The sequence below is a fragment of the Streptomyces sp. JK94 genome (genome assembly GCF_053613315.1).
In genome coordinates this window covers 63,341-80,747 of the sequence record NZ_JBSICH010000034.1, presented here as the reverse complement: position 1 = coordinate 80,747, position 17,407 = coordinate 63,341, and the positions used below count along the sequence as shown (strand labels likewise).

At 74.5% G+C, this 17,407-nt stretch carries 16 protein-coding genes and 2 pseudogenes; 9 read left to right on the top strand and 9 right to left on the bottom strand.

The features are described 5' to 3' along the window. The first annotated feature begins 107 nt into the window (after nt 1–107). Nucleotides 108–3,632: a DNA polymerase III subunit alpha gene (locus ACVV2G_RS26455; RefSeq protein WP_453845269.1), complete on the top strand. Its 3,525-nt coding sequence runs from the start codon at nt 108–110 to the stop codon at nt 3,630–3,632. Next, nucleotides 3,629–4,597 carry a DNA polymerase Y family protein gene (locus ACVV2G_RS26450; protein WP_453845268.1) on the top strand — a complete coding sequence of 323 codons (969 nt, stop codon included), beginning with the start codon at nt 3,629–3,631 and terminating at the stop codon, nt 4,595–4,597. The genes ACVV2G_RS26455 and ACVV2G_RS26450 overlap by 4 nt, the downstream gene beginning before the upstream one ends. A gap of 114 nt (nt 4,598–4,711) precedes the next feature. On the opposite strand, the gene ACVV2G_RS26445 is transcribed toward ACVV2G_RS26450, so the two are convergent. Further along, nucleotides 4,712–5,800, bottom strand: a complete 1,089-nt coding sequence (locus ACVV2G_RS26445) for a lytic polysaccharide monooxygenase auxiliary activity family 9 protein (RefSeq protein WP_453845267.1) — start codon at nt 5,798–5,800, stop codon at nt 4,712–4,714. Nucleotides 5,801–5,978: 178 nt separating this feature from the next. Here ACVV2G_RS26445 and ACVV2G_RS26440 point away from each other — a divergent pair, with 178 nt between their 5' ends. After that, nucleotides 5,979–6,485, top strand: a complete 507-nt coding sequence (locus ACVV2G_RS26440) for a GNAT family N-acetyltransferase (protein WP_453845266.1) — start codon at nt 5,979–5,981, stop codon at nt 6,483–6,485. A 14-nt stretch (nt 6,486–6,499) separates the two neighbouring features. Here the strand turns inward: ACVV2G_RS26440 and ACVV2G_RS26435 are convergent, their stop codons facing one another. Continuing rightward, nucleotides 6,500–6,634, bottom strand: a complete 135-nt coding sequence (locus tag ACVV2G_RS26435; protein ID WP_453845265.1) for a hypothetical protein — start codon at nt 6,632–6,634, stop codon at nt 6,500–6,502. Nucleotides 6,635–6,785: 151 nt separating this feature from the next. On the opposite strand from ACVV2G_RS26435, the gene ACVV2G_RS26430 reads away from it, so the two are divergent. Next, complete coding sequence (locus tag ACVV2G_RS26430; protein WP_453845264.1) at nt 6,786–7,436, top strand: class I SAM-dependent methyltransferase; 651 nt, start codon at nt 6,786–6,788, stop codon at nt 7,434–7,436. Here the strand turns inward: ACVV2G_RS26430 and ACVV2G_RS26425 are convergent. Together ACVV2G_RS26425 and ACVV2G_RS26420 are read right to left on the bottom strand one after the other, a co-directional pair. Continuing rightward, nucleotides 7,423–7,917: pseudogene (locus ACVV2G_RS26425) on the bottom strand (ribonuclease FAU-1 family protein); the annotation flags it as partial. The gene ACVV2G_RS26430 and the pseudogene ACVV2G_RS26425 overlap by 14 nt on opposite strands. Beyond that, nucleotides 7,898–8,155, bottom strand: coding sequence for a hypothetical protein (locus ACVV2G_RS26420; RefSeq protein WP_453845263.1), 258 nt, complete (start codon nt 8,153–8,155; stop codon nt 7,898–7,900). The pseudogene ACVV2G_RS26425 and the gene ACVV2G_RS26420, both read right to left, overlap by 20 nt. Before the next feature lie 70 nt (nt 8,156–8,225). Between ACVV2G_RS26420 and ACVV2G_RS26415 the strand changes: the two genes are divergently transcribed. Then, a complete protein-coding gene (locus ACVV2G_RS26415; RefSeq protein WP_453845262.1) occupies nt 8,226–8,594 on the top strand; it encodes a GntR family transcriptional regulator in 369 nt (122 codons plus the stop codon). Between the two features lie 178 nt (nt 8,595–8,772). Here the strand turns inward: ACVV2G_RS26415 and ACVV2G_RS26410 are convergent, their stop codons facing one another. From ACVV2G_RS26410 to ACVV2G_RS26395, 4 genes are all read right to left on the bottom strand, one after another. After that, the gene (locus ACVV2G_RS26410; RefSeq protein ID WP_453845261.1) at nt 8,773–9,867 is read right to left on the bottom strand and encodes a DUF5925 domain-containing protein; all 1,095 of its coding nucleotides are present in this window, start codon (nt 9,865–9,867) and stop codon (nt 8,773–8,775) included. A gap of 106 nt (nt 9,868–9,973) precedes the next feature. After that, complete coding sequence (locus tag ACVV2G_RS26405; protein WP_453845260.1) at nt 9,974–10,789, bottom strand: polysaccharide deacetylase family protein; 816 nt, start codon at nt 10,787–10,789, stop codon at nt 9,974–9,976. Beyond that, nucleotides 10,782–11,783: a glycosyltransferase family 2 protein gene (locus ACVV2G_RS26400; protein ID WP_453845259.1), complete on the bottom strand. Its 1,002-nt coding sequence runs from the start codon at nt 11,781–11,783 to the stop codon at nt 10,782–10,784. The genes ACVV2G_RS26405 and ACVV2G_RS26400 overlap by 8 nt, the downstream gene beginning before the upstream one ends. Then, on the bottom strand, nt 11,780–12,637 hold the full coding sequence (locus tag ACVV2G_RS26395; protein WP_453845258.1) for a glycosyltransferase family 2 protein: 858 nt from the start codon (nt 12,635–12,637) through the stop codon (nt 11,780–11,782). The genes ACVV2G_RS26400 and ACVV2G_RS26395 overlap by 4 nt, the downstream gene beginning before the upstream one ends. Before the next feature lie 617 nt (nt 12,638–13,254). Between ACVV2G_RS26395 and ACVV2G_RS26390 the strand changes: the two genes are divergently transcribed. From ACVV2G_RS26390 to ACVV2G_RS26375, 4 genes and pseudogenes are all read left to right on the top strand, one after another. Then, nucleotides 13,255–14,061 carry an SGNH/GDSL hydrolase family protein gene (locus ACVV2G_RS26390; RefSeq protein ID WP_453845257.1) on the top strand — a complete coding sequence of 269 codons (807 nt, stop codon included), beginning with the start codon at nt 13,255–13,257 and terminating at the stop codon, nt 14,059–14,061. A 340-nt stretch (nt 14,062–14,401) separates the two neighbouring features. After that, a pseudogene (locus ACVV2G_RS26385) lies at nt 14,402–14,614 on the top strand (sigma factor); the annotation flags it as partial. Next, nucleotides 14,563–15,357 carry an anti-sigma factor gene (locus ACVV2G_RS26380; protein WP_453845316.1) on the top strand — a complete coding sequence of 265 codons (795 nt, stop codon included), beginning with the start codon at nt 14,563–14,565 and terminating at the stop codon, nt 15,355–15,357. The pseudogene ACVV2G_RS26385 and the gene ACVV2G_RS26380, both read left to right, overlap by 52 nt. A 115-nt stretch (nt 15,358–15,472) precedes the next feature. Then, complete coding sequence (locus ACVV2G_RS26375; RefSeq protein ID WP_453845256.1) at nt 15,473–15,742, top strand: hypothetical protein; 270 nt, start codon at nt 15,473–15,475, stop codon at nt 15,740–15,742. A gap of 499 nt (nt 15,743–16,241) precedes the next feature. On the opposite strand, the gene ACVV2G_RS26370 is transcribed toward ACVV2G_RS26375, so the two are convergent. Next, nucleotides 16,242–17,402, bottom strand: coding sequence for a type ISP restriction/modification enzyme (locus ACVV2G_RS26370; RefSeq protein ID WP_453845255.1), 1,161 nt, complete (start codon nt 17,400–17,402; stop codon nt 16,242–16,244). Between the last annotated feature and the right edge of the window lie 5 nt (nt 17,403–17,407).

The following is a 17,407-nucleotide window of genomic DNA, read 5'->3' as shown; positions in this document are numbered from 1 at the left end:
GCCGAATGGATGTCGCACACATATTCGAAAATTGGTCTATGGTGGGGGTGAGGTAGTGGGGAACAGGCGTTCGATAAGGCGTCGGTTCATGAGATCGGGAGGTGCGTGTGCCGGGTTTCACGCATCTGCACACCGTCTCCGGGTTCTCCGCCCGCTACGGCGCCTCCCACCCGGAACGGCTGGCCGAGCGCGCCTTCGAGCGGGGCATGGACGCCCTCGCCCTCACCGACCGCGACACCCTCGCGGGCACGGTCCGCTTCGCCAAGGCCTGCGCGAAGGCGGGCGTCCGTCCGCTGTTCGGCGCGGAGCTGGCGGTGGCCGCCCCCGAGTCCGAAGCGGACCGCGCGGAGACCTCCGTACGCCGGGGCCGGCGCCGCGTCCCCGTGCGCGGAGGCGCCTTCGTCGACGAGTCGGCCCCGCGGGTGACCTTCCTCGCCCGGGACGGCGCCCGCGGCTGGGCCGACCTGTGCCGGCTGGTGTCCGCCGCCCACACCGCCGAGGGCCCTCCGCTGCTGCCCCGCGCCGACAACCACGGTGCCGGCCTGACCGTCCTGCTCGGCCCCGGGTCCGACGTCGGCCGCGCCCTCACCGCGGGCCGCCCCGACCGCGCGGCGAAGCTCCTCGCCCCCTGGCGGGAGGTCTACGGCGACGCCCTGCGCCTGGAGGCCGTCTGGCACGGCCGCGAGGGGACCGGCCCCGGCTCCCTGCGCCTGGCCGCCCGCACCGTCGGCCTCGCCGCCGAACAGGGCGTCCGGCCGGTGCTGACCAACGCCGTCCGCTACGCCGACCCCGGCCAGGGCCCGGTCGCCGACGTGCTGGACGCCGCCCGCCGCCTGGTCCCGATCGACGCCACCAAGGAGCTGGACTCCGGCGAGGCCTGGCTCAAGGGCGCGGACGCCATGCGGTACGCCGCCGAACGGATCGTCGAGGCCGCGGGCTTCCGGCGGGACACGGCCCACCGCCTGCTGGAGCAGACGCGGGCCACGGCCGCCGCGTGCCTGGTCGACCCGGACGACGACCTCGGCATGGGCGCCGTCCACTTCCCCGAGCCGCACCTCGTGGGCGCCGGCCGCCGCACCGCCCAGCGCGCGCTCGCCTCCCGGGCGGCGGCGGGCATGGTGCTGCGCGGCCACGACCGGCGCCGCGCCTACTGGGAGCGGATGCACCACGAGCTGGACATCATCGCCCACCACGGCTTCGCCTCGTACTTCCTCACCGTCGCCCAGGTCGTGGACGACGTGCGGCGCATGGGCATCCGGGTCGCCGCGCGCGGCTCCGGCGCGGGCTCGCTCGTCAACCACCTCCTCGGCATCGCGCACGCCGACCCGGTCGAGCACGGGCTGCTGATGGAGCGCTTCCTGTCCAGGGAGCGGGTCGTGCTCCCCGACATCGACATCGACGTGGAGTCCGCGCGCCGCCTGGAGGTCTACCGCGCGATCATCGACCGCTTCGGCACCGAGCGGGTCGCCACGGTCGCGATGCCGGAGACGTACCGCGTGCGCCACGCCATCCGCGACGTGGGCGCCGCCCTGTCCATGGACCCGGCCGAGATCGACCGCGTCGCCAAGTCCTTCCCGCACATCCGCGCCCGCGACGCCCGCACGGCGCTGGAGGAGCTGCCCGAGCTGCGGGAGCTGGCGGGGGAGAAGGAGAAGTACGGCAGGCTGTGGGAGCTGGTCGAGGGGCTCGACGCCCTCCCGCGCGGGGTCGCCATGCACCCCTGCGGCGTGCTGCTGTCGGACGCCTCCCTGCTCTCCCGCACGCCGGTCGTGCCGACCAGCGGCGAGGGCCTGCCCATGGCGCAGTTCGACAAGGACGACGTGGAGGACCTCGGGCTGCTCAAGCTGGACGTGCTCGGCGTGCGGATGCAGTCGGCGATGGCACACGCGGTCGCCGAGGTGAAGCGGGCGACGGGCGCCGAGGTCGGCCTGGACTCCGTACCGGAGGGCGATCCGGCGACGTACCGGCTGATCCGCTCCACCGAGACGCTGGGCTGCTTCCAGATCGAGTCGCCGGGACAGCGGGACCTGGTCGGGCGGCTCCAGCCGGCCACCTTCCACGACCTCGTCGTCGACATATCGCTCTTCCGGCCCGGCCCGGTCGCCGCCGACATGGTGCGGCCGTTCATCGAGGCCCGGCACGGGCGGGCGCCGGTGCGCTACCCGCACGAGGATCTGGCGGAGCCGCTGGAGGACACCTGCGGAGTCGTCGTCTTCCACGAGCAGATCATCGACATCGTGGCCATCATGACCGGCTGCGGGCGCGGAGAGGCGGACCGGGTGCGGCGCGGACTGTCCGACCCGGAGTCGCAGGGGCGGATCAGGGTGTGGTTCGCACAGCACGCGGCGGCGCGCGGGTACGACGCGGAGACCGTCCGGCGCACCTGGGAGATCGTCGAGGCCTTCGGGTCGTACGGCTTCTGCAAGGCGCACGCGGTCGCCTTCGCGGTGCCGACGTACCAGTCGGCGTGGCTGAAGGCCCATCACCCGGCCGCCTTCTACGCCGGGCTGCTCACCCACGACCCCGGCATGTACCCCAAGCGGCTGCTGCTGGCGGACGCGCGGCGGCGCGGGGTGCCGATCCTCCCGTTGGACGTGAACAAGTCGGGGGCCGCACACAGGATCGAACTGGTGTCCGAGAAGAAGCGCGGGGAGCCCGTGTGGGGCCTGCGCCTCGCCCTCTCCGACGTGCACGGCATCAGCGAGGCCGAGGCGGAGCGGATCGCCGGGGGGCAGCCGTACGCCTCCCTGCTCGACTTCTGGGAACGGGCCCGCCCCAGCCGGCCGCTGGCCGGACGGCTCGCCCAGGTCGGAGCACTGGACGCGTTCGGCGCCAACCGTCGCGACCTGCACCTGCACCTGACCGAGCTGCACCGGGGCGCCCGGGGCGGACGCGGCGACCAGCTCCCGCTGTCCGGCGGACGGAGGACGGCGTCGGCCGGGCTGCCCGACCTCACCTCGGCGGAGAAGCTCAGTGCCGAACTGGGCGTGCTCTCCATGGACGCCTCGCGCAACCTGATGGACGACCACCGCACCTTCCTGAACGAGCTGGGCGTGGTGCCGGCCAAGCGGCTGCGCGAGGTCGGGCACGGGGAGACGGTGCTGGTCGCGGGCGCCAAGGCGGCCACGCAGACACCGCCGGTCCGCTCCGGCCGCCGGGTCATCTTCTCCACCCTCGACGACGGCACCGGCCTGGTCGACCTCGCCTTCTTCGACGACTCGCACGACGCGTGCGCGCACACCGTCTTCCACTCCTGGCTGCTGCTGGTGCGCGGGGTGGTGCAGCGGCGCGGCCCGCGCAGTTACAGCGTGGTGGGCTCCGTCGCCTGGAACCTCGCCGACCTGCTGGAGGTGCGCCGGGAGGAGGGCCTGGAGGGCGTCGCGGCCCGGCTGGCCGGAGCGGGCGGGCCCCGGGGCGACGACCCCGGGGACGGCCCGGCACGCAGACGCCTGGCCGGTTCGGACGGGCGGCCGGCGCCGACGGGTTCCGCGGCCCAGGACCCGATGGAACAACGGCGCATCCGCATGCCCACGGGATACGAGATGCACCCATGGGCCGATCTGCGCCCCGCGGGCGAGGGGCCCGCGGGGGGAAGGAAGTTGTGGCACCAGAGCCCGGGGAGTGCGGGATGACCATCCTCTGCGTACGTTTCCAGCTGCCGCCGATGTACGAGGCGGCCCTGCCCCGGCTGCTGGGGCTGTTGGAGGAGTTCACGCCGGTCGTCGAGGCGCTGCCGCCGGACGGGGCGCTGGCCGATCTGCGGGGTGCCGAACGGTACTTCGGACGCGACGCCGTGGAACTGGCCTCGGTGATCCGCGTCCGCGCCCTCGCGCTGTACGGCGTCGACTGCGTGATCGGCGCCGGGCCGAGCCCGATGCCGGCCCGCATGGCCCTGCGGGACGCCCGGCCGGGGCTGACCCGCGCGGTGCCCGAGGGCGGGGTGCGGGAGTTCCTCGCCGGAAAGCCCGTCGCCGCGCTGCCCGGCGTCGGCACCGCGACCGCCCGCACCCTGTGCGAGTACGGCCTCGACACCCTCGGCCGGGTCGCCGCCGCGCCGCTGTCCACGCTCCAGCGGCTGGTCGGCGCGAAGGCCGGCCGCGAACTGCACGAGAAGGCGAACGGCGTCGACCGCGGCCGGGTCGTCCCCAACGGCGTCTCGCGCTCCCTGGCCGCCGAACGCCCCTTCACCCGCGACGAACTCGACCCCGGCCGGCACCGCCGCGCCCTGCTCTCGGCTGCCGAGGAACTGGGCACCCGGCTGCGCGCCGTGGACAAGGTGTGCCGCACCCTCACCCTCACCGTGCGCTACGCCGACCGCTCGGTCACCACCCGCAGCCGCACCCTGGAGGAGCCGACCGCGCACTCGGCCGCCCTGACGCGGGCCGCGTACGACATGTACGAGGCGCTCGGCCTCCAGCGCGCCCGGGTCCGCTCGCTCGCCCTGCGCGCCGAGGGCCTCGCCCCCGCCGAACAGGCCTCCCACCAGCTCACCTTCGACCCCGTGGACGAGAAGGTCCGCCGGATCGAGGAGGTCGCGGACCGCGCGCGGGCGAAGTTCGGACCGAGGGCGGTGATGCCGGGGTCGCTGGCGGCGTGACACACCCCGCGGGCCGGCCGTCCGCGGTGGTCCCGGCCGCCCGGCGCCGGAACGCCCCGCGGGGCCTGTCCGGCCTGAGCCGCCGGACAGGCCCCGCGTCCCCCGCGTCGCGGATCAGCCGCTGTGCCGGCCACCGGTCGTCGCCCGCCGGCGCACCGACGCGAAGAGCACCGCCGCGCCGGCCGCGAGAGTGGCGGCACCGCCGACGGCGAGGTAGGGCGTGGTGCTGTCCCCGCCGGTCTCGGCGAGGCTCTCGGTGCCCCCGCCGGCGGCCTTGACCTGGTTGGGCTCCTCCGAGGCCGCCTCGGTGGCCGCCTCGGGCCCCGTGCCGGACGCCGTGTCGGTCGCCGGGTCCGGGACGGCCGGGTCCACCGGGTCGGTCGTGGTCTCGGCGTCCTGGTCGCCGTGGCCGTTGTGCTCGATGGTCGACTTGTCGGCCGCGGCCGCGATCTGCTCCTCGGACGGGACGGAGGCCTCGGGCACCGGGACGGCGCCCTCCGCGGAACCCTCCGCGGTGTCCCCGCTCGACCCCGCACCGTCCGCCGCACCGCCGCCGTCGCCGCCGAAGGAGACGTCGGAACAGGAGTAGAACGCCTCCGGGCTGTCCGAGCGCTGCCACACCGCGTACAGCAGGTGCTTGCCGGAGCGCTCGGGCAGGGTGCCGGAGAAGGTGTAGAAACCATCCGAGGCGACCGGGTCGGTGGCCGTCGCCACCGGGGCGGACAGGTCCAGGTCGCCCCAGCCCAGCGGTCCCGCCGGGTCGTAGCCGGGCTTGGTGATGTACACCTTGAAGGTGCCCTTGTGCGGGGCCGTCACACGGTACTTGAACGTGTACGACCCGCTGCTCACACCGGTCGCGGGCCAGTCGGCGCGCGCCAGGTCCATGCCCTTGAAGGCCGGGTCGTTGGCACTGCACAGCTTGCCGTCCGGGATCAGCTCCTGGTGCTTCCCGGCGGCGTTGCCGATGCGGATGCCGTTCCAGTCGTACAGCGCCTGCGTACCGCCGGCCGCGACCGCCGCCTTGCACGCGTCGGACTGCGGGCTCTCGGGGCCCTCGGCGTGGCACTGCGACACCCGGCTGACCGGGTCGCCCATCGAACCGTGCGCGGATGCGGGGGCGGCGGCCAGCGTGGTCAGGGCGAGCGGGGCGAGACCGGCGACGGCGACGGCGGCGACCCGGCGGGACGCGGACGGTGCGGGCATGGGGAACTCCTCGGAACGGTCACTGGGGACGAGGGCACTGGGGCCGGAACCCGTGGGGGTGATCAGCAAGCTAGCCCCGGGAAACCGTGAAGTCGCCCGCTGGAGGCGGGCGACGGGAATCCTTATGGCCGCGTTAAGGGAGTGCTCAGGCTGCGCTGAGGTAGCCACCGTTCGCGGCATGGCACACGAACGCGAAGAGCGGGTCCGGCGGGCGGTCACCGCGGACCTGCCGGCCGTCAAGGCCGTCACCGACGCCGCCTACCGCCCCTACGCCGAGCGCATCGGGGCGGTGCCGCAGCCCATGGAGGCGGACCACGCGGCGAACGTGGCCGCGGGAAGGGTCTTCGTCACGGAAGCCTCCGGCGAACCCGCGGTGGGCGTCGTGGGCGTCGTCGGCCTCGTCGGCCTCGTCGTCCTGGAGACGTTCGCGGACCACCTCTTCCTCGACAGCGTCGCCGTCCACCCCGACGCGCGCGGCAGGGGCGTGGGGCGGCTGCTGCTGCGCTTCGTGGACGCACACGCCCGTGCGCGGGGCCTGTCCGAGGTCAGGCTCTACACGAACGCGTTGATGCGGGAGAACCAGGAGATCTACCCGAAGTACGGGTACGAGGTCGTGGAACGCCGGGTGGACGGGCCCTACGACCGCGTCCACTACCGTAAGCGGCTGCTTCGACGCGTCTCATGACGTGGCCGGCCCGGTCAGCTGTCCGGCCACCATGTACGGGCGATGTCCTTGCGGACCTCCGGGCGCCCCGAGGGCCGCTCGTCGGACTCCTCGCGGACTCGGCGGGCGTCGGTCTTCTTCAGGGGCTTCTGCACGGTCAGACGGCGCATGGCTGCCTCCTTACGGATCCACCGGGTTCCGCGTTCTCACGGAGGTAGACCCCTTCCCCGAGAGTCACTCATCGATGCATCCCTGTCAGTGGCGGCTGTCACGTTCCCGCGGGACGGATCCGCTGTCAGGGGTGGCCGGCACCCTGGGCGCATGAGCGAGAACGGTGACCGGACGACCGCGGCGGGTGTCGACTGGGACGCGCAGGCCGCCGTCTTCGACGACGCACCCGACCACGGGCTGCGCGACGCGGACGTGCGCCGGGCCTGGGCCTCGCGGCTGGGATCCTGGCTGCCCGCACGGGCCGGGGACGTCCTCGACCCGGGGTGCGGCACCGGCAGCCTGTCGCTCCTCGCGGCCGAACAGGGACACCGCGTCACCGGCGTCGACCTGTCCCCGGCCATGGTGGAGCGAGCCAGGTCCAAACTCGCCGGCCGTGACGCGGTGTTCCGCACCGGTGACGCGGCGGCACCGCCGGTGGGCGGGCAGCGCTTCGACGCCGTACTGGCGCGACACGTCCTGTGGACACTGCCCGACCCCGGCCGGGTCCTGCGGCACTGGCGGGAGCTGCTGCGTCCCGGAGGGCGGCTGGTGCTGGTCGAGGGGGTGTGGGGGACCGTCACCCCGGTCGGCATCCCCGCCGACCGGCTCACCGCCCTCCTCGCCCCGCTCGCCGGGCGGGTGCACGTGGAACGGCTGTCGGACGACCCGTCGCTGTGGGGCGGACAGGTGCCGGACGAACGGTACGCGGTGGTCGCGGTGCCCGGCCGGGCCGGGCACCGCCCTGTCGCAGCAGGTCCGTGAAGCCGTCCCCGCGGGCCAGCCGCTCCAACTCGTCCAGCGCGGCCACCGCGGCGGCGGCGGCCTCGGGGTCCCGCTCCGTCAGACCGCTCTCGGCGAACTCGTCCTCGTCCAGCCGCCGCACGTCCGTGCCGTCCGCGGAGCGCCACAGGTCCAGGTCGAGGTCCTCCACGACCAGTTCCGCGCCGGTGCGGACGGCGGGGCGGGTGACGTCGCAGTACCAGCCCTTGAGCGCGCCCGTGCCGGCCCGGACCTCTTTCACGGCGTACCAGCGGTCGCGCCAGTAGTACTCGGTGAAGACGTCACCGGCCTCGAACCGCACGAAGCCGAAGTCGCGGACGCCGGCACCGGCCCAGGGGGCGCGCACGGCGAGGCGGGTGCCGTCGTCGTGCAGCAGTTCGCTCGCGTACCTGATCTTCGTACGGCCCGCCTTGACCAGGACGACGTCCACCTCGGACGGCGGTTCAGCCGAGTTCGCGGACATGGCGCGCCTCCGTCCCGCAGATCCCGTACCCGAGCCCGTTGGCGGCGGTGAGCATCGGGCCGTTGTCGCCGTCCGCGACGAGGGACCGGCTCCGGGCGCCCGGCTGGGCACGGACGAGGTGGTGGACGACGGCCTCGGACGTCCACAGGACGAACGGCAGGGCAAGGTGGCGGACACGGGCGAAGGCCGCGGCGTCGGCCGGATCGCCGGGGCGCAGGTCGCGCACGAGAACGGTCATGTGAGCGCACGCTACGGCGGCCGGCCGGTCGGACGCCTCTCCTTTTCCGCGGATACGGGACAATCGCTGCGTGACCTTGAGGATCCACATCGATGACGGTGCCCCGCCCTACGAGCAGGTGCGTGCGCAGATCTCCGAACAGGCGCGGTCGGGGGCGCTGCCGGTCGGGTACCGGCTGCCCACCGTGCGCGGGCTGGCCGAGTCCCTGGGGCTCGCGGCGAACACGGTCGCCAAGGCGTACCGGGCGCTGGAGGGGGACGGGGTGATCGAGACGCGCGGGCGCAACGGCACGTTCGTCGCCGCCGCCGGCTCGGCGGCGGAGCGGGAACTGGCGTCCGCCGCGCAGGAGTACGCCTCGCGGGCCGTGCGGCTGGGGGGCACGCAGGCACAGGCGCTGGACGCGGTGCGGGACGCCCTGCGGGCGGCCTACGGGGACTGACCGCGCCGCTGCCGGGGTCGGGTCTCCTGAGCACGGGCGCGTCGCGGCTGCTCGCGCGGTTCCCCGCGCCTCTCCGGGGCGGGTTTCCCGGACCCTCGGGGGCTGCGGCCCGGGTGCCCTCGGTGTGCGGGCGACCGTCAGGCCCGCCGTGCGCGTGAGCCGGGCGAACACCTCCGTGTCACAGGTAGAGTCCCGCGTCCGTGCCGGTCCGCGGCTCCGGCAGCGCCGTCGGCGAGGTGCCCCGGCGCAGCGCGTACAGCTCCGCCAGTGTGGCGCCCTCGCGGCCCACGCCCTCCTCGGTGCCCAGCCAGCCCACCGCCTCCCGGCGGGTCAGCGGTCCGACCTCGATGCGGGCCAGGCAGCGGCCGGGGCGGACGACGGCGGGGTGGAGGCGCTCCAGGTCCTCGTTGGTCGTGACGCCGACCAGGACGTTGCGGCCCTGGCCGAGCAGCCCGTCCGTCAGGTTCAGCAGCCGGGAGAGGGCCTGGCCCGCGGTGTGCTTGGCCTCGCCGCGGATCAGTTCGTCGCAGTCCTCCAGCAGCAGCAGCCGCCAGCGGCCCCTGCCCGTCGCGTCCTCCTCGCCGATGGCGATGTCCATCAGGTAGCCGACGTCGGAGAAGAGCCGCTCCGGGTCCAGTACGCAGTCCACCTGGCACCAGTCCCGCCAGGACCGGGCGAGCGTGCGCAGTGCCGACGTCTTGCCGGTGCCGGGCGGCCCGTGCAGGAGCAGCAGCCGGCCCGCGATGTCCTCGGGGGTGGTCTTCATCAGGCCGTCCATCGCCTCGGCGACCGGTGCCGTGTAGTTGGTCCGGACCTCGTCCCAGGTGCCCGCGGAGATCTGCCGGGTGGTGCGGTGCGGGCCGCGGCGCGGGGAGACGTACCAGAAACCCATCGTGACGTTCTCCGGCTGCGGCTCGGGTTCGTCGGCCGCGCCCTCGGTCGCGTCGCCGAGCACCTTCTCGGCCAGGTCGGCGCTGGTCGCCGTGACCGTGACGTCGGCGCCCCGGTTCCAGCGCGAGACGAGCACCGTCCAGCCGTCGCCCTCGGCCAGCGTCGCGCTGCGGTCGTCGTCGCGGGCGAGCCGCAGCACGCGCGCGCCGGGCGGCAGCAGGGTCGCCCCGGGCCGCACGCGGTCGAGGCCGGCCGCGTGGGCGAAGGGCTGCTCGCCCGTCGCGAAACGGCCGAGGAACAACGCGTCGACGACGTCGGAGGGCGAGTCGCTGTCGTCGACGTTGAGCCTGATCGGCAGGGTGTCGTGCGGGTCCACGGGCATTCCGCCATGATCCGGCACGGGCAGGCCGCGTGCACCCGGTTTCCCGGGGACACGCGGCACCCGCGGCGCGGCGCCCCGCGGCAGGGCGCGGCCGACGGCCGGTGGTTCAGGCGCCCGCCCCCGGCATCCGCCTCCGTGCCCGCCGCGCCCCGCGGAGCACGGCGTACCCCTTGGTGAGCGTCCGGTCCCGCGCGAAGGTGCGGGCGACGGCCCGGCCCTCGACCAGCCGGGCGAACTCGCCGGGCCCCGTGCGGCGCCGCACGGTGACCCGCCGCAGGGCGTACGGCCCCTGGGCACGGCGCGCCAGGGCGTTGCCGACGGCGAGCGCCTGCGCGTACCCCGTCTCGCGCACCGCCCGCCGTACCCGGCGGTCGGAGTATCCGTAGGGGTAGGCGAAGGACACCGGGGCGGCGCCCAGCTGGTCGGTGATGCTCTCCCGGCAGTGGATCAGCTCGGACCGCAGCCGCTCCTCGCCGAGCTGGTCGAGCTGCGGATGGGTGTGGCTGTGCCCGCCGATCTCCACACCGGCGGCGGCCAGTTCACGGACCTGGTCCCAGTCGAGCATGGTGTCCGGGGCGCTCCCGGTGTCGTACGGGCCCCGCAGCCAGCCCGTGGAGACGAACAGGGTCGCCGGGAAGCCGTACGCGGTGAGAACGGGCAGGGCGTGCCGGTGCACGCCCTCGTAGCCGTCGTCGAAGGTGATCAGGACGGGCCGCTTCGGCAGCGGGCGGCCCGAGCGCCACGCGGCGGCCAGCTCCGCCGTGCCGATCGGGGTCAGGCCCCGGTCGGCGATCGCCGCCATCTGCCCGGCGAACGCCCGGGGGGTCACCGACAGGGCGCGGGTGGCGGCGACGGGATCGGCCGCGACCGCGTGGTACATGAGGACCGGCACGCGCGCGTCGTCCCGGTGGGCGTCAGCCATGCGCGCCGCCCCCGACGGGCGTCGCGGAGAACGCGGCCCCGCTCCGCCGCGCCCGTACGCTCCCCACCAGGTAGCCGCCCGCCGCCGTGAGCACCCCGGTGACGATCGCGCCCGCCCGGCCCGCGCCGCCCGGCCGGGCCAGCACGGCGTCCCGCAGCCCGCGCGCCACCCCGGCCGGCAGGACCCGGGTGGCGTACCGGCGTTCGGACTCCAGCCCCTTGCCCGCGCCGACGCTGCGCGCCACCAGGGCTTTGGACAGTCCCTCGGCGTAGCTGCGGGCGCGGAAGTAGCCGAAGCGCTCGCGCGCCTCGGGCACCCGGTGGTGGATCACCGCCCGGTCGTCGATCAGCAGGACGGCGTCGGGCCGGGCGCGGGAGAGCCGGATGCACAGCTCGGTCTCCTCGCAGCCCAGCGGGCGTCTGTCGCCGTCGCGCCCGATGCCGGTGGCGAAGCCGCCCGCCGCGTCGAACGCCTCGCGCCGGAAGGAGGCGTTGCCGCCCAGCACGTTGCGCACCCGGACCCGGCCGGGCGGCAGGCCCCGGTACGTGCAGCCCACCACCCAGTCGAACTCCTCGGGGAACCAGACCGGCCGGCGTCCCGACGCCCAGACGGGCACGGTGCGCCCGCCGACGGCCATCACCCGGGAGTCGGCGTACGCCTCGGCGAAGTACCGCAGCCAGTCGCGCTCGGCCACGGCGTCGTCGTCGAGGAAGGCGATCACCTCCCCGCGAGCTGCCGCGATGCCGGTGTTGCGGCCGGCGGAGAGACCGCGGGGGCCCGCGTTGGCGAGCACCCGCACGTCCCGTCCCTCCCCGTACTCCTGCAGCAGCCGGTCCCGCAGGGCCTCGTTGTGGTCGACGACCAGCAGCGTCTCCCGGGCCGGGCGGGACTGCGCCCGCACCGAGGAGACCGCCGCGAGGACGTCCTCCCAGCGCTCCTCGGTGTAGGCGCAGATCACGACGGAGACCGTGAGCGAGGCGCCGGGAGCGCTCAAGACGCCTGCCTCCGGGCCGGGACGACCGGGACCACCGGACCGACCGGTGCGAGGGTCGGCGAGTGGGTACGGCTGCGCAGCGCGCGCCGGTTGGAACGCTCGCCGAGGATCACTCTGAGCACCCGCAGCCCGTCCCGCACCGCCCGCAGGTTGCTGACGCCGTGGATGCGCAGGTACTCGTGGCTGGGTATCTCCTGGACCCTCAGGCCCGCCTTGACGACCCGGATGTTCATCAGGGTCTCGACCTCGAAGCCGGTGCAGTCGAGGTCGATCCTGTCCAGGCAGTGCCGCCAGAACGCGTTGTAGCCGTAGCAGAGGTCGGTGTAGCGGGCGCCGAACTTCCGGTTGACCACCGCGCACAGGGCGCGGTTGCCCAGCTTGCGGATGAAGGTCATGTCGTCGGTGCCGCCGCCGTTGGCGAAGCGGGAGCCCTTGGCGAAGTCCGCGCCGGAGACGAGGGCGCAGACGTACGACACGATCTCCTGGCCGTCGGCCGAACCGTCGGCGTCGACCATCACGATGATGTCCCCGGTGCACGCCTCGAAGCCGGTGATCAGCGCGTCCCCCTTGCCCTTGCCGCGCTGCTCGACGACCTTGACGTCCGGTCGCAGTTCCCGGGCGACCCCGACGGTGTCGTCGGTGGAGTTGCCGTCCACGAGGACGACCTCGTGGATCCAGTCGGGCAGCGTCTTGAAGACGTAGGGAAGGTTCTCCGCCTCGTTCATGGCGGGTATGACCACGCTCACCGGCGGCGCTATCGCCAGGTGCGAGGAGACGGGCCGGTACTCACCGGCGGGTGAAGGACCGGACGACGGTTCGTTGCCCGTCGACGCCGGCTGCAGAACTGAGCTCATGACTGGTCCCTCTCGTCCGGCGGACCGCCCGCCCCAGGGGCGGTCCGGCTCTGTGTCCGGTTCGAAAGGGGGGTTCTCGCCCCACGGCACGACGGGGTGGAACTCCGCACGTGACCGGGCGAGCCGGCAAAGCCTGCCGGCGCCGGAAGAAAGCGGCAGCCGACCGCGCGGCGCGGCCCGGTCACCTGTGCGGTCACCGAGCACGGCACCCCCCAACCGCGCGCCCCGTCCCGGTCCGCCGCGGCCTCGAGCCCTCCCCTGAGCCGCTTGCCGACGCACCGATGCGGGAGATGTATGACGGTATTGACGATTGAACCCGTATGGCAAGACCTGGAAACAGGTCCCACGTTTCCGCTGGTTTGACATCATCCGTTCCTCATGGGGCCGATGTCCCACGGAGCAGGTCCCCCGGACCGTTCCGCTTTGCCCCCTGAAGCCCAAGATGCCGGACATCAATGTGGCGCAGCTCTCGGAAGGCCGTCAAGACGGCACTGGTGTTCCCGACGGTTTCCGTCCGATTTTGGACGACCATCAGCCATCTTTTGGCATGGACACTTCCGGTCAACACGCGTAGCTGCTACCACGGTTCGAGCGGAGATCCTGCTAAAGGAGGTTCCATGAGACGTTCCCGACTTGTCGGCTTCCTGAGCTCCATCCTCCTCGCCGCCGGCGCCACCCTCACCGGGGCCGCGACCGCCCAGGCAGCCCAACCCGCAGCGTCCGGCGGCTATGTGGCGCTCGGCGACTCCTATTCCTCGGGGGTCGGAGCAGGCAGCTACATCAGCTCCAGCGGCGACTGCAAGCGCAGCACGAAGGCCCACCCCTACCTTTGGGCGAACGCCAACTCCCCCTCGACGTTCGACTTCACCGCCTGTTCCGGCGCCCGTACGGGTGATGTTCTCGCCGGACAGCTCGGCCCGCTCAGCTCCGCCACCGGACTGGTCTCGATCAGTGTTGGCGGCAACGACGCCGGATTCGGCGACGTCATGACCACCTGTGTGCTCCAGTCCGACAGTTCCTGCCTGTCGCGCATCGCCACCGCGAAGGCGTACGTCGACTCGACGCTGCCCGGCGCCCTCGACAACGTCTACTCGGCGATCAGCGGCAAGGCCCCGAACGCCGAGGTCGTCGTCCTCGGCTACCCGCGCTTCTACCAGCTCGGCGCCGCCTGCCTCGGCCTCTCCGAGACCAAGCGGAAGGCCATCAACGACGCCTCCGACCACCTCAACACCGCGATCGCCAAGCGGGCCGCCGGCCACGGCTTCACCTTCGGCGACGTACGGCCGACCTTCACCGGACACGAGCTCTGCTCCGGCAGTCCCTGGCTGCACAGCCTGAACTGGCTCAACATCGGCGAGTCGTACCACCCGACCGCGGCCGGTCAGTCCGGCGGCTACCTGCCGGTCCTCAACAGCGCCGCCTGACCGGAAGCGGAAGGAAAGCAAGGAAAGCAAGGAAAGCAAGGAAAGGGCGAAAAGGGCGAAAGGGTGAGAGGAGGGGGAGGTTCCGTCCATCGGAGCCTCCCCCTCCTCTCCGTCCCGCAGGTCCGTCCCGCAGGACACCGAGAGGCCACCGCCCGAGGGGAAGAACGACGCCCGCCGAGGCCAGGCCGCCCGGTCCCCCGTCACCCGGCGGTGACCCGCCCCCGCCCGGCCGACCCGCGCTTTCCGCCCGCCGATCCGTACCTCCCTTGGAGGGCGCGCCGCCGCGTGTCCGCGGTGACGTCGACGGGCCCTCCGCGGCCCGCGGAGGAGGGGGACCGGGGTGGAGGCGGACGAGCTGCTGATGCGCGTGGCGGACGGCGACCACACGGCCTTCGAGGAGCTGTACGGGCTGGTCGCCGGACCGGTGTTCGGACTCGTGCGGCGCGTGGTGCGCGACCCCGCCCAGGCGGAGGAGGTGGCGCAGGAGGTGCTGCTCGAACTCTGGCGGTCGTCCGCCCGGTTCGACCCCGGCCGGGGGAGCGCCCTGTCCTGGACGACGCCCTGGAAGGTGCCGAGCGGGTCCGCTTCGACCGGCATCTGACCGGGTGCGACCGCTGCGCCGCCGAGGTGCGGACCCTGTCCGAGGACGCCGTCCGGCTGGCCCGGACCACGGCCGCCCCGGCGCCGGCCGCCCTGCGCGCCCGCGTCCTGGCCGCCGTACGCACCACCGCACAGGAGCCCGCGCCCGTGTCCGTCCGCCGGCTGCCGCCGCACGTGCGGGGCGGGCGACCGCGGCCGGAGCGCTCCCGGGCGTCCCGGCCACGCCCGCTGCTCGTGCCGTTCGCCACGACGACCGCCGCCGCGGCCCTCGTGGTCGCCTCGCTCTTCGCCGTGCAGGCGGACCGGGCGCGGGACGAGCTGGCCGGGGCGCGGGACCGGGCACGTGAGATCGCCCACGTTCTCGCGGCTCCGGACGCCCGCGCCACCCACGGCGAGGACGACCGGGGCCACCACCTCGCGGTGGTCGCCTCCGCGTCCGAGGGGCGCGCGATCGTCACCCTGCGCGGATACGGCGAGCCGTCCGGCGACCGCGTGCACCAACTGTGGCTCATGCGCCGGGGCGCGGGACCGCGCTCCCTCGGGCTCCTGGACGGCGACACGCCCCTGGTCGCCTCCGGCCTGCACCGGTCCGCCACGTCACTGGCCGTGACGGTCGAACCCGACGGCGGCTCGGCCCGGCCGACCAGCAGGCCGGTTGTCCAACTCACCCTGGAATCTGTCGGATTCGGAGAGTGATCGCCAACCCCCTTACGGGGAAGGTGAATCCCGTGACCGCGATACACGCATGCCGCACCGGGGCGATAGGGTTACCCTGCCCGGGCCGGGCGGACTCGTACGGGTGGGGAGTGACATGGAACAGATAACAGTGCGCAGCAGGGCCAGGGTCCCTGCGATCACCTGCGGGAGCAGCGCGACCAGCTCGCGTCTCGACCGCCATCTCGCGGTACTCGGAGGGCCCGCCCTTCCGCAGCGGGAGACGGTGGAGGCGACGTCGCTGATGCGTGAGCTGACCGCGCGTGAGCCCGCGCACCAGCGCAGCAGCAGGGGTGCCAGGGTACGCCGGGTCTCGCTGTTCGCGCCGCTGCGCCGACTGCGTCGTTCGCTGTTCGGCGGCAACTGAGGCCCGCGCTCCGGCGGTCACACCGACCCGGCGCGGCGCCGCCGCACTCGTCCGTCATCCCCACGGCACGCAGCGGCGCCCCGGTGTGTTCCCGGGCGCGGGCAGCACCCCGTACGCCCGCCCCCGTACGTCCGCTCCCGCCCCTCCGCCCTGGGGCCCGCCCCGGTACACCCCACCCTGGGGTCCGCCCCCTTACGCCCGTCCGGTTCGCCCCCGTGGGCGTGCTCGCGTCCTCGGCTCCCGCCCGGCGACGACGCCCACCGGTTCGTTCAGCCGTCCCCACGCGCGTACCGGCGTACGGCGGGACGGAGCGGTCGCCATGGTGAACGGCGTCGTGACGACCTGCGGCACCGACGAGATCGCCACCGCCGAGCGCACCCGCCCGCTGCCCTGATTGCAGGAGCAGGAGCAGGAGCAGGAGCAGGAGCAGGAGCAGGAGCAGGCGGACGCGGGGCAGGGCGCCGGCCCGAGCGGTCTGCCGCGAGCCGTCGAAGGAGCCCTACAGCAAGGCCAGTTGTCCCTCCGGGCCCTCCTCCCGGCCGTCCAGGACGGAAGCCGGGCGACGGGCCGCCGAGGGGACCGGGAGTACGCCCGCCTCGCGCAGCTCGGCCGCCGTGATCTCCGCCGACACCGCCAGCTCCCGGCACCGGGGCCGGACCTCGGCGAGCAGGGCGAGGACCGTGATCAGTTCCAGCAGCTCGGACGTCCAGGTCTGCGACCAGCCGGCCGCGCGGATCGCCGCCAGCGTGCCCGGCTCGCCCCCGGCGCCGCGTGCCGCGAACCACTGCTCCAGCACCCGTACCCCGCCCGCCTCGAAGTCCCAGGCGCCCGGCGGCACGGGGGAGATACGGCCCTCGTCCAGGTACAGGGCCTCCTCGTCCCGGTCGTAGCGCAGGGTCAGCGGGCGCGCGGGCAGCGGGGCCCGGACGTAGGGGCGGCGGCCGCCGGGCAGCTTGGGACGCTCGCCGTCGCGGCGCATCAGCCACAGGGCGCGCCGGCCCAGGCCGACTCCGTGCTCCCACAGCTCGGGGTCCGCGGTGAGCGGGACCCGGGAGCCCTCCCGCACGGTCGCCACCGCCCAGGCCAGGACGTCCAGCGGTCCGGGGCGCCGGCCGAGCCGGGCGGCCAGGTGGTCGAGGAGGCCGGGGGCCAGGTTCGGTTCCGTCCCCCCGGGGCGGCGGAACAGCGGGCGTACCGGGGCGCCGCCGAGCAGCGGCAGCCGGGAGGTCGCCAGGAGCAGGGGAGGCCCCCCGGGGCCGGGGGTCTCCGCCACGAAGACCTGCCGCCCGTCCGCCACCCGCCACAGCTCCGGACGGGCCGCGTCGATCAGCCGGTGGTCGGGGATCAGCCACTGCTCGTCGAAGGGCGCGCGCAGCACGCGGACCGGCTCCGGGCACGGGCCGGTGGCGCGCAGCAGCCTCTCCGTGCCGCCGGACGTGCCCGGCAGCCGGCCGACCGCCGTGTGCAGCGTGCGGGCGCGCGTCGGTTCGAGCAGGGCCTCGCGGTCGGGCCCCTCGGCCTTCACCAGAGCGTCCCAGCGGGCCTTCAGGGATGCCGGGTCGGGTGCCGCCGGCCACCCCCGGCCGAGCCGCGGCGGTGCGACGGACCACGGCATGAGGTCCGCCAGCGGCGGAGCGTCGTCGTGCGTCACGCTGGGCATCGTAC

Excerpts from the sequence above, each read along its gene's own strand:
- ACVV2G_RS26450 (WP_453845268.1), top strand. The coding sequence starts at position 3,629 with ATGACCATCCTCTGCGTACGTTTCCAGCTGCCGCCGATGTACGAGGCG.
- ACVV2G_RS26445 (WP_453845267.1), bottom strand. The coding sequence starts at position 5,800 with ATGCCCGCACCGTCCGCGTCCCGCCGGGTCGCCGCCGTCGCCGTCGCC.
- ACVV2G_RS26440 (WP_453845266.1), top strand. The coding sequence starts at position 5,979 with ATGGCACACGAACGCGAAGAGCGGGTCCGGCGGGCGGTCACCGCGGAC.
- ACVV2G_RS26435 (WP_453845265.1), bottom strand. The coding sequence starts at position 6,634 with ATGCGCCGTCTGACCGTGCAGAAGCCCCTGAAGAAGACCGACGCCCGC.
- ACVV2G_RS26430 (WP_453845264.1), top strand. The coding sequence starts at position 6,786 with ATGAGCGAGAACGGTGACCGGACGACCGCGGCGGGTGTCGACTGGGAC.
- ACVV2G_RS26420 (WP_453845263.1), bottom strand. The coding sequence starts at position 8,155 with ATGACCGTTCTCGTGCGCGACCTGCGCCCCGGCGATCCGGCCGACGCC.
- ACVV2G_RS26410 (WP_453845261.1), bottom strand. The coding sequence starts at position 9,867 with ATGCCCGTGGACCCGCACGACACCCTGCCGATCAGGCTCAACGTCGAC.
- ACVV2G_RS26405 (WP_453845260.1), bottom strand. The coding sequence starts at position 10,789 with ATGGCTGACGCCCACCGGGACGACGCGCGCGTGCCGGTCCTCATGTAC.
- ACVV2G_RS26395 (WP_453845258.1), bottom strand. The coding sequence starts at position 12,637 with ATGAGCTCAGTTCTGCAGCCGGCGTCGACGGGCAACGAACCGTCGTCC.
- ACVV2G_RS26390 (WP_453845257.1), top strand. The coding sequence starts at position 13,255 with ATGAGACGTTCCCGACTTGTCGGCTTCCTGAGCTCCATCCTCCTCGCC.
- ACVV2G_RS26375 (WP_453845256.1), top strand. The coding sequence starts at position 15,473 with ATGGAACAGATAACAGTGCGCAGCAGGGCCAGGGTCCCTGCGATCACC.
- ACVV2G_RS26370 (WP_453845255.1), bottom strand. The coding sequence starts at position 17,402 with ATGCCCAGCGTGACGCACGACGACGCTCCGCCGCTGGCGGACCTCATG.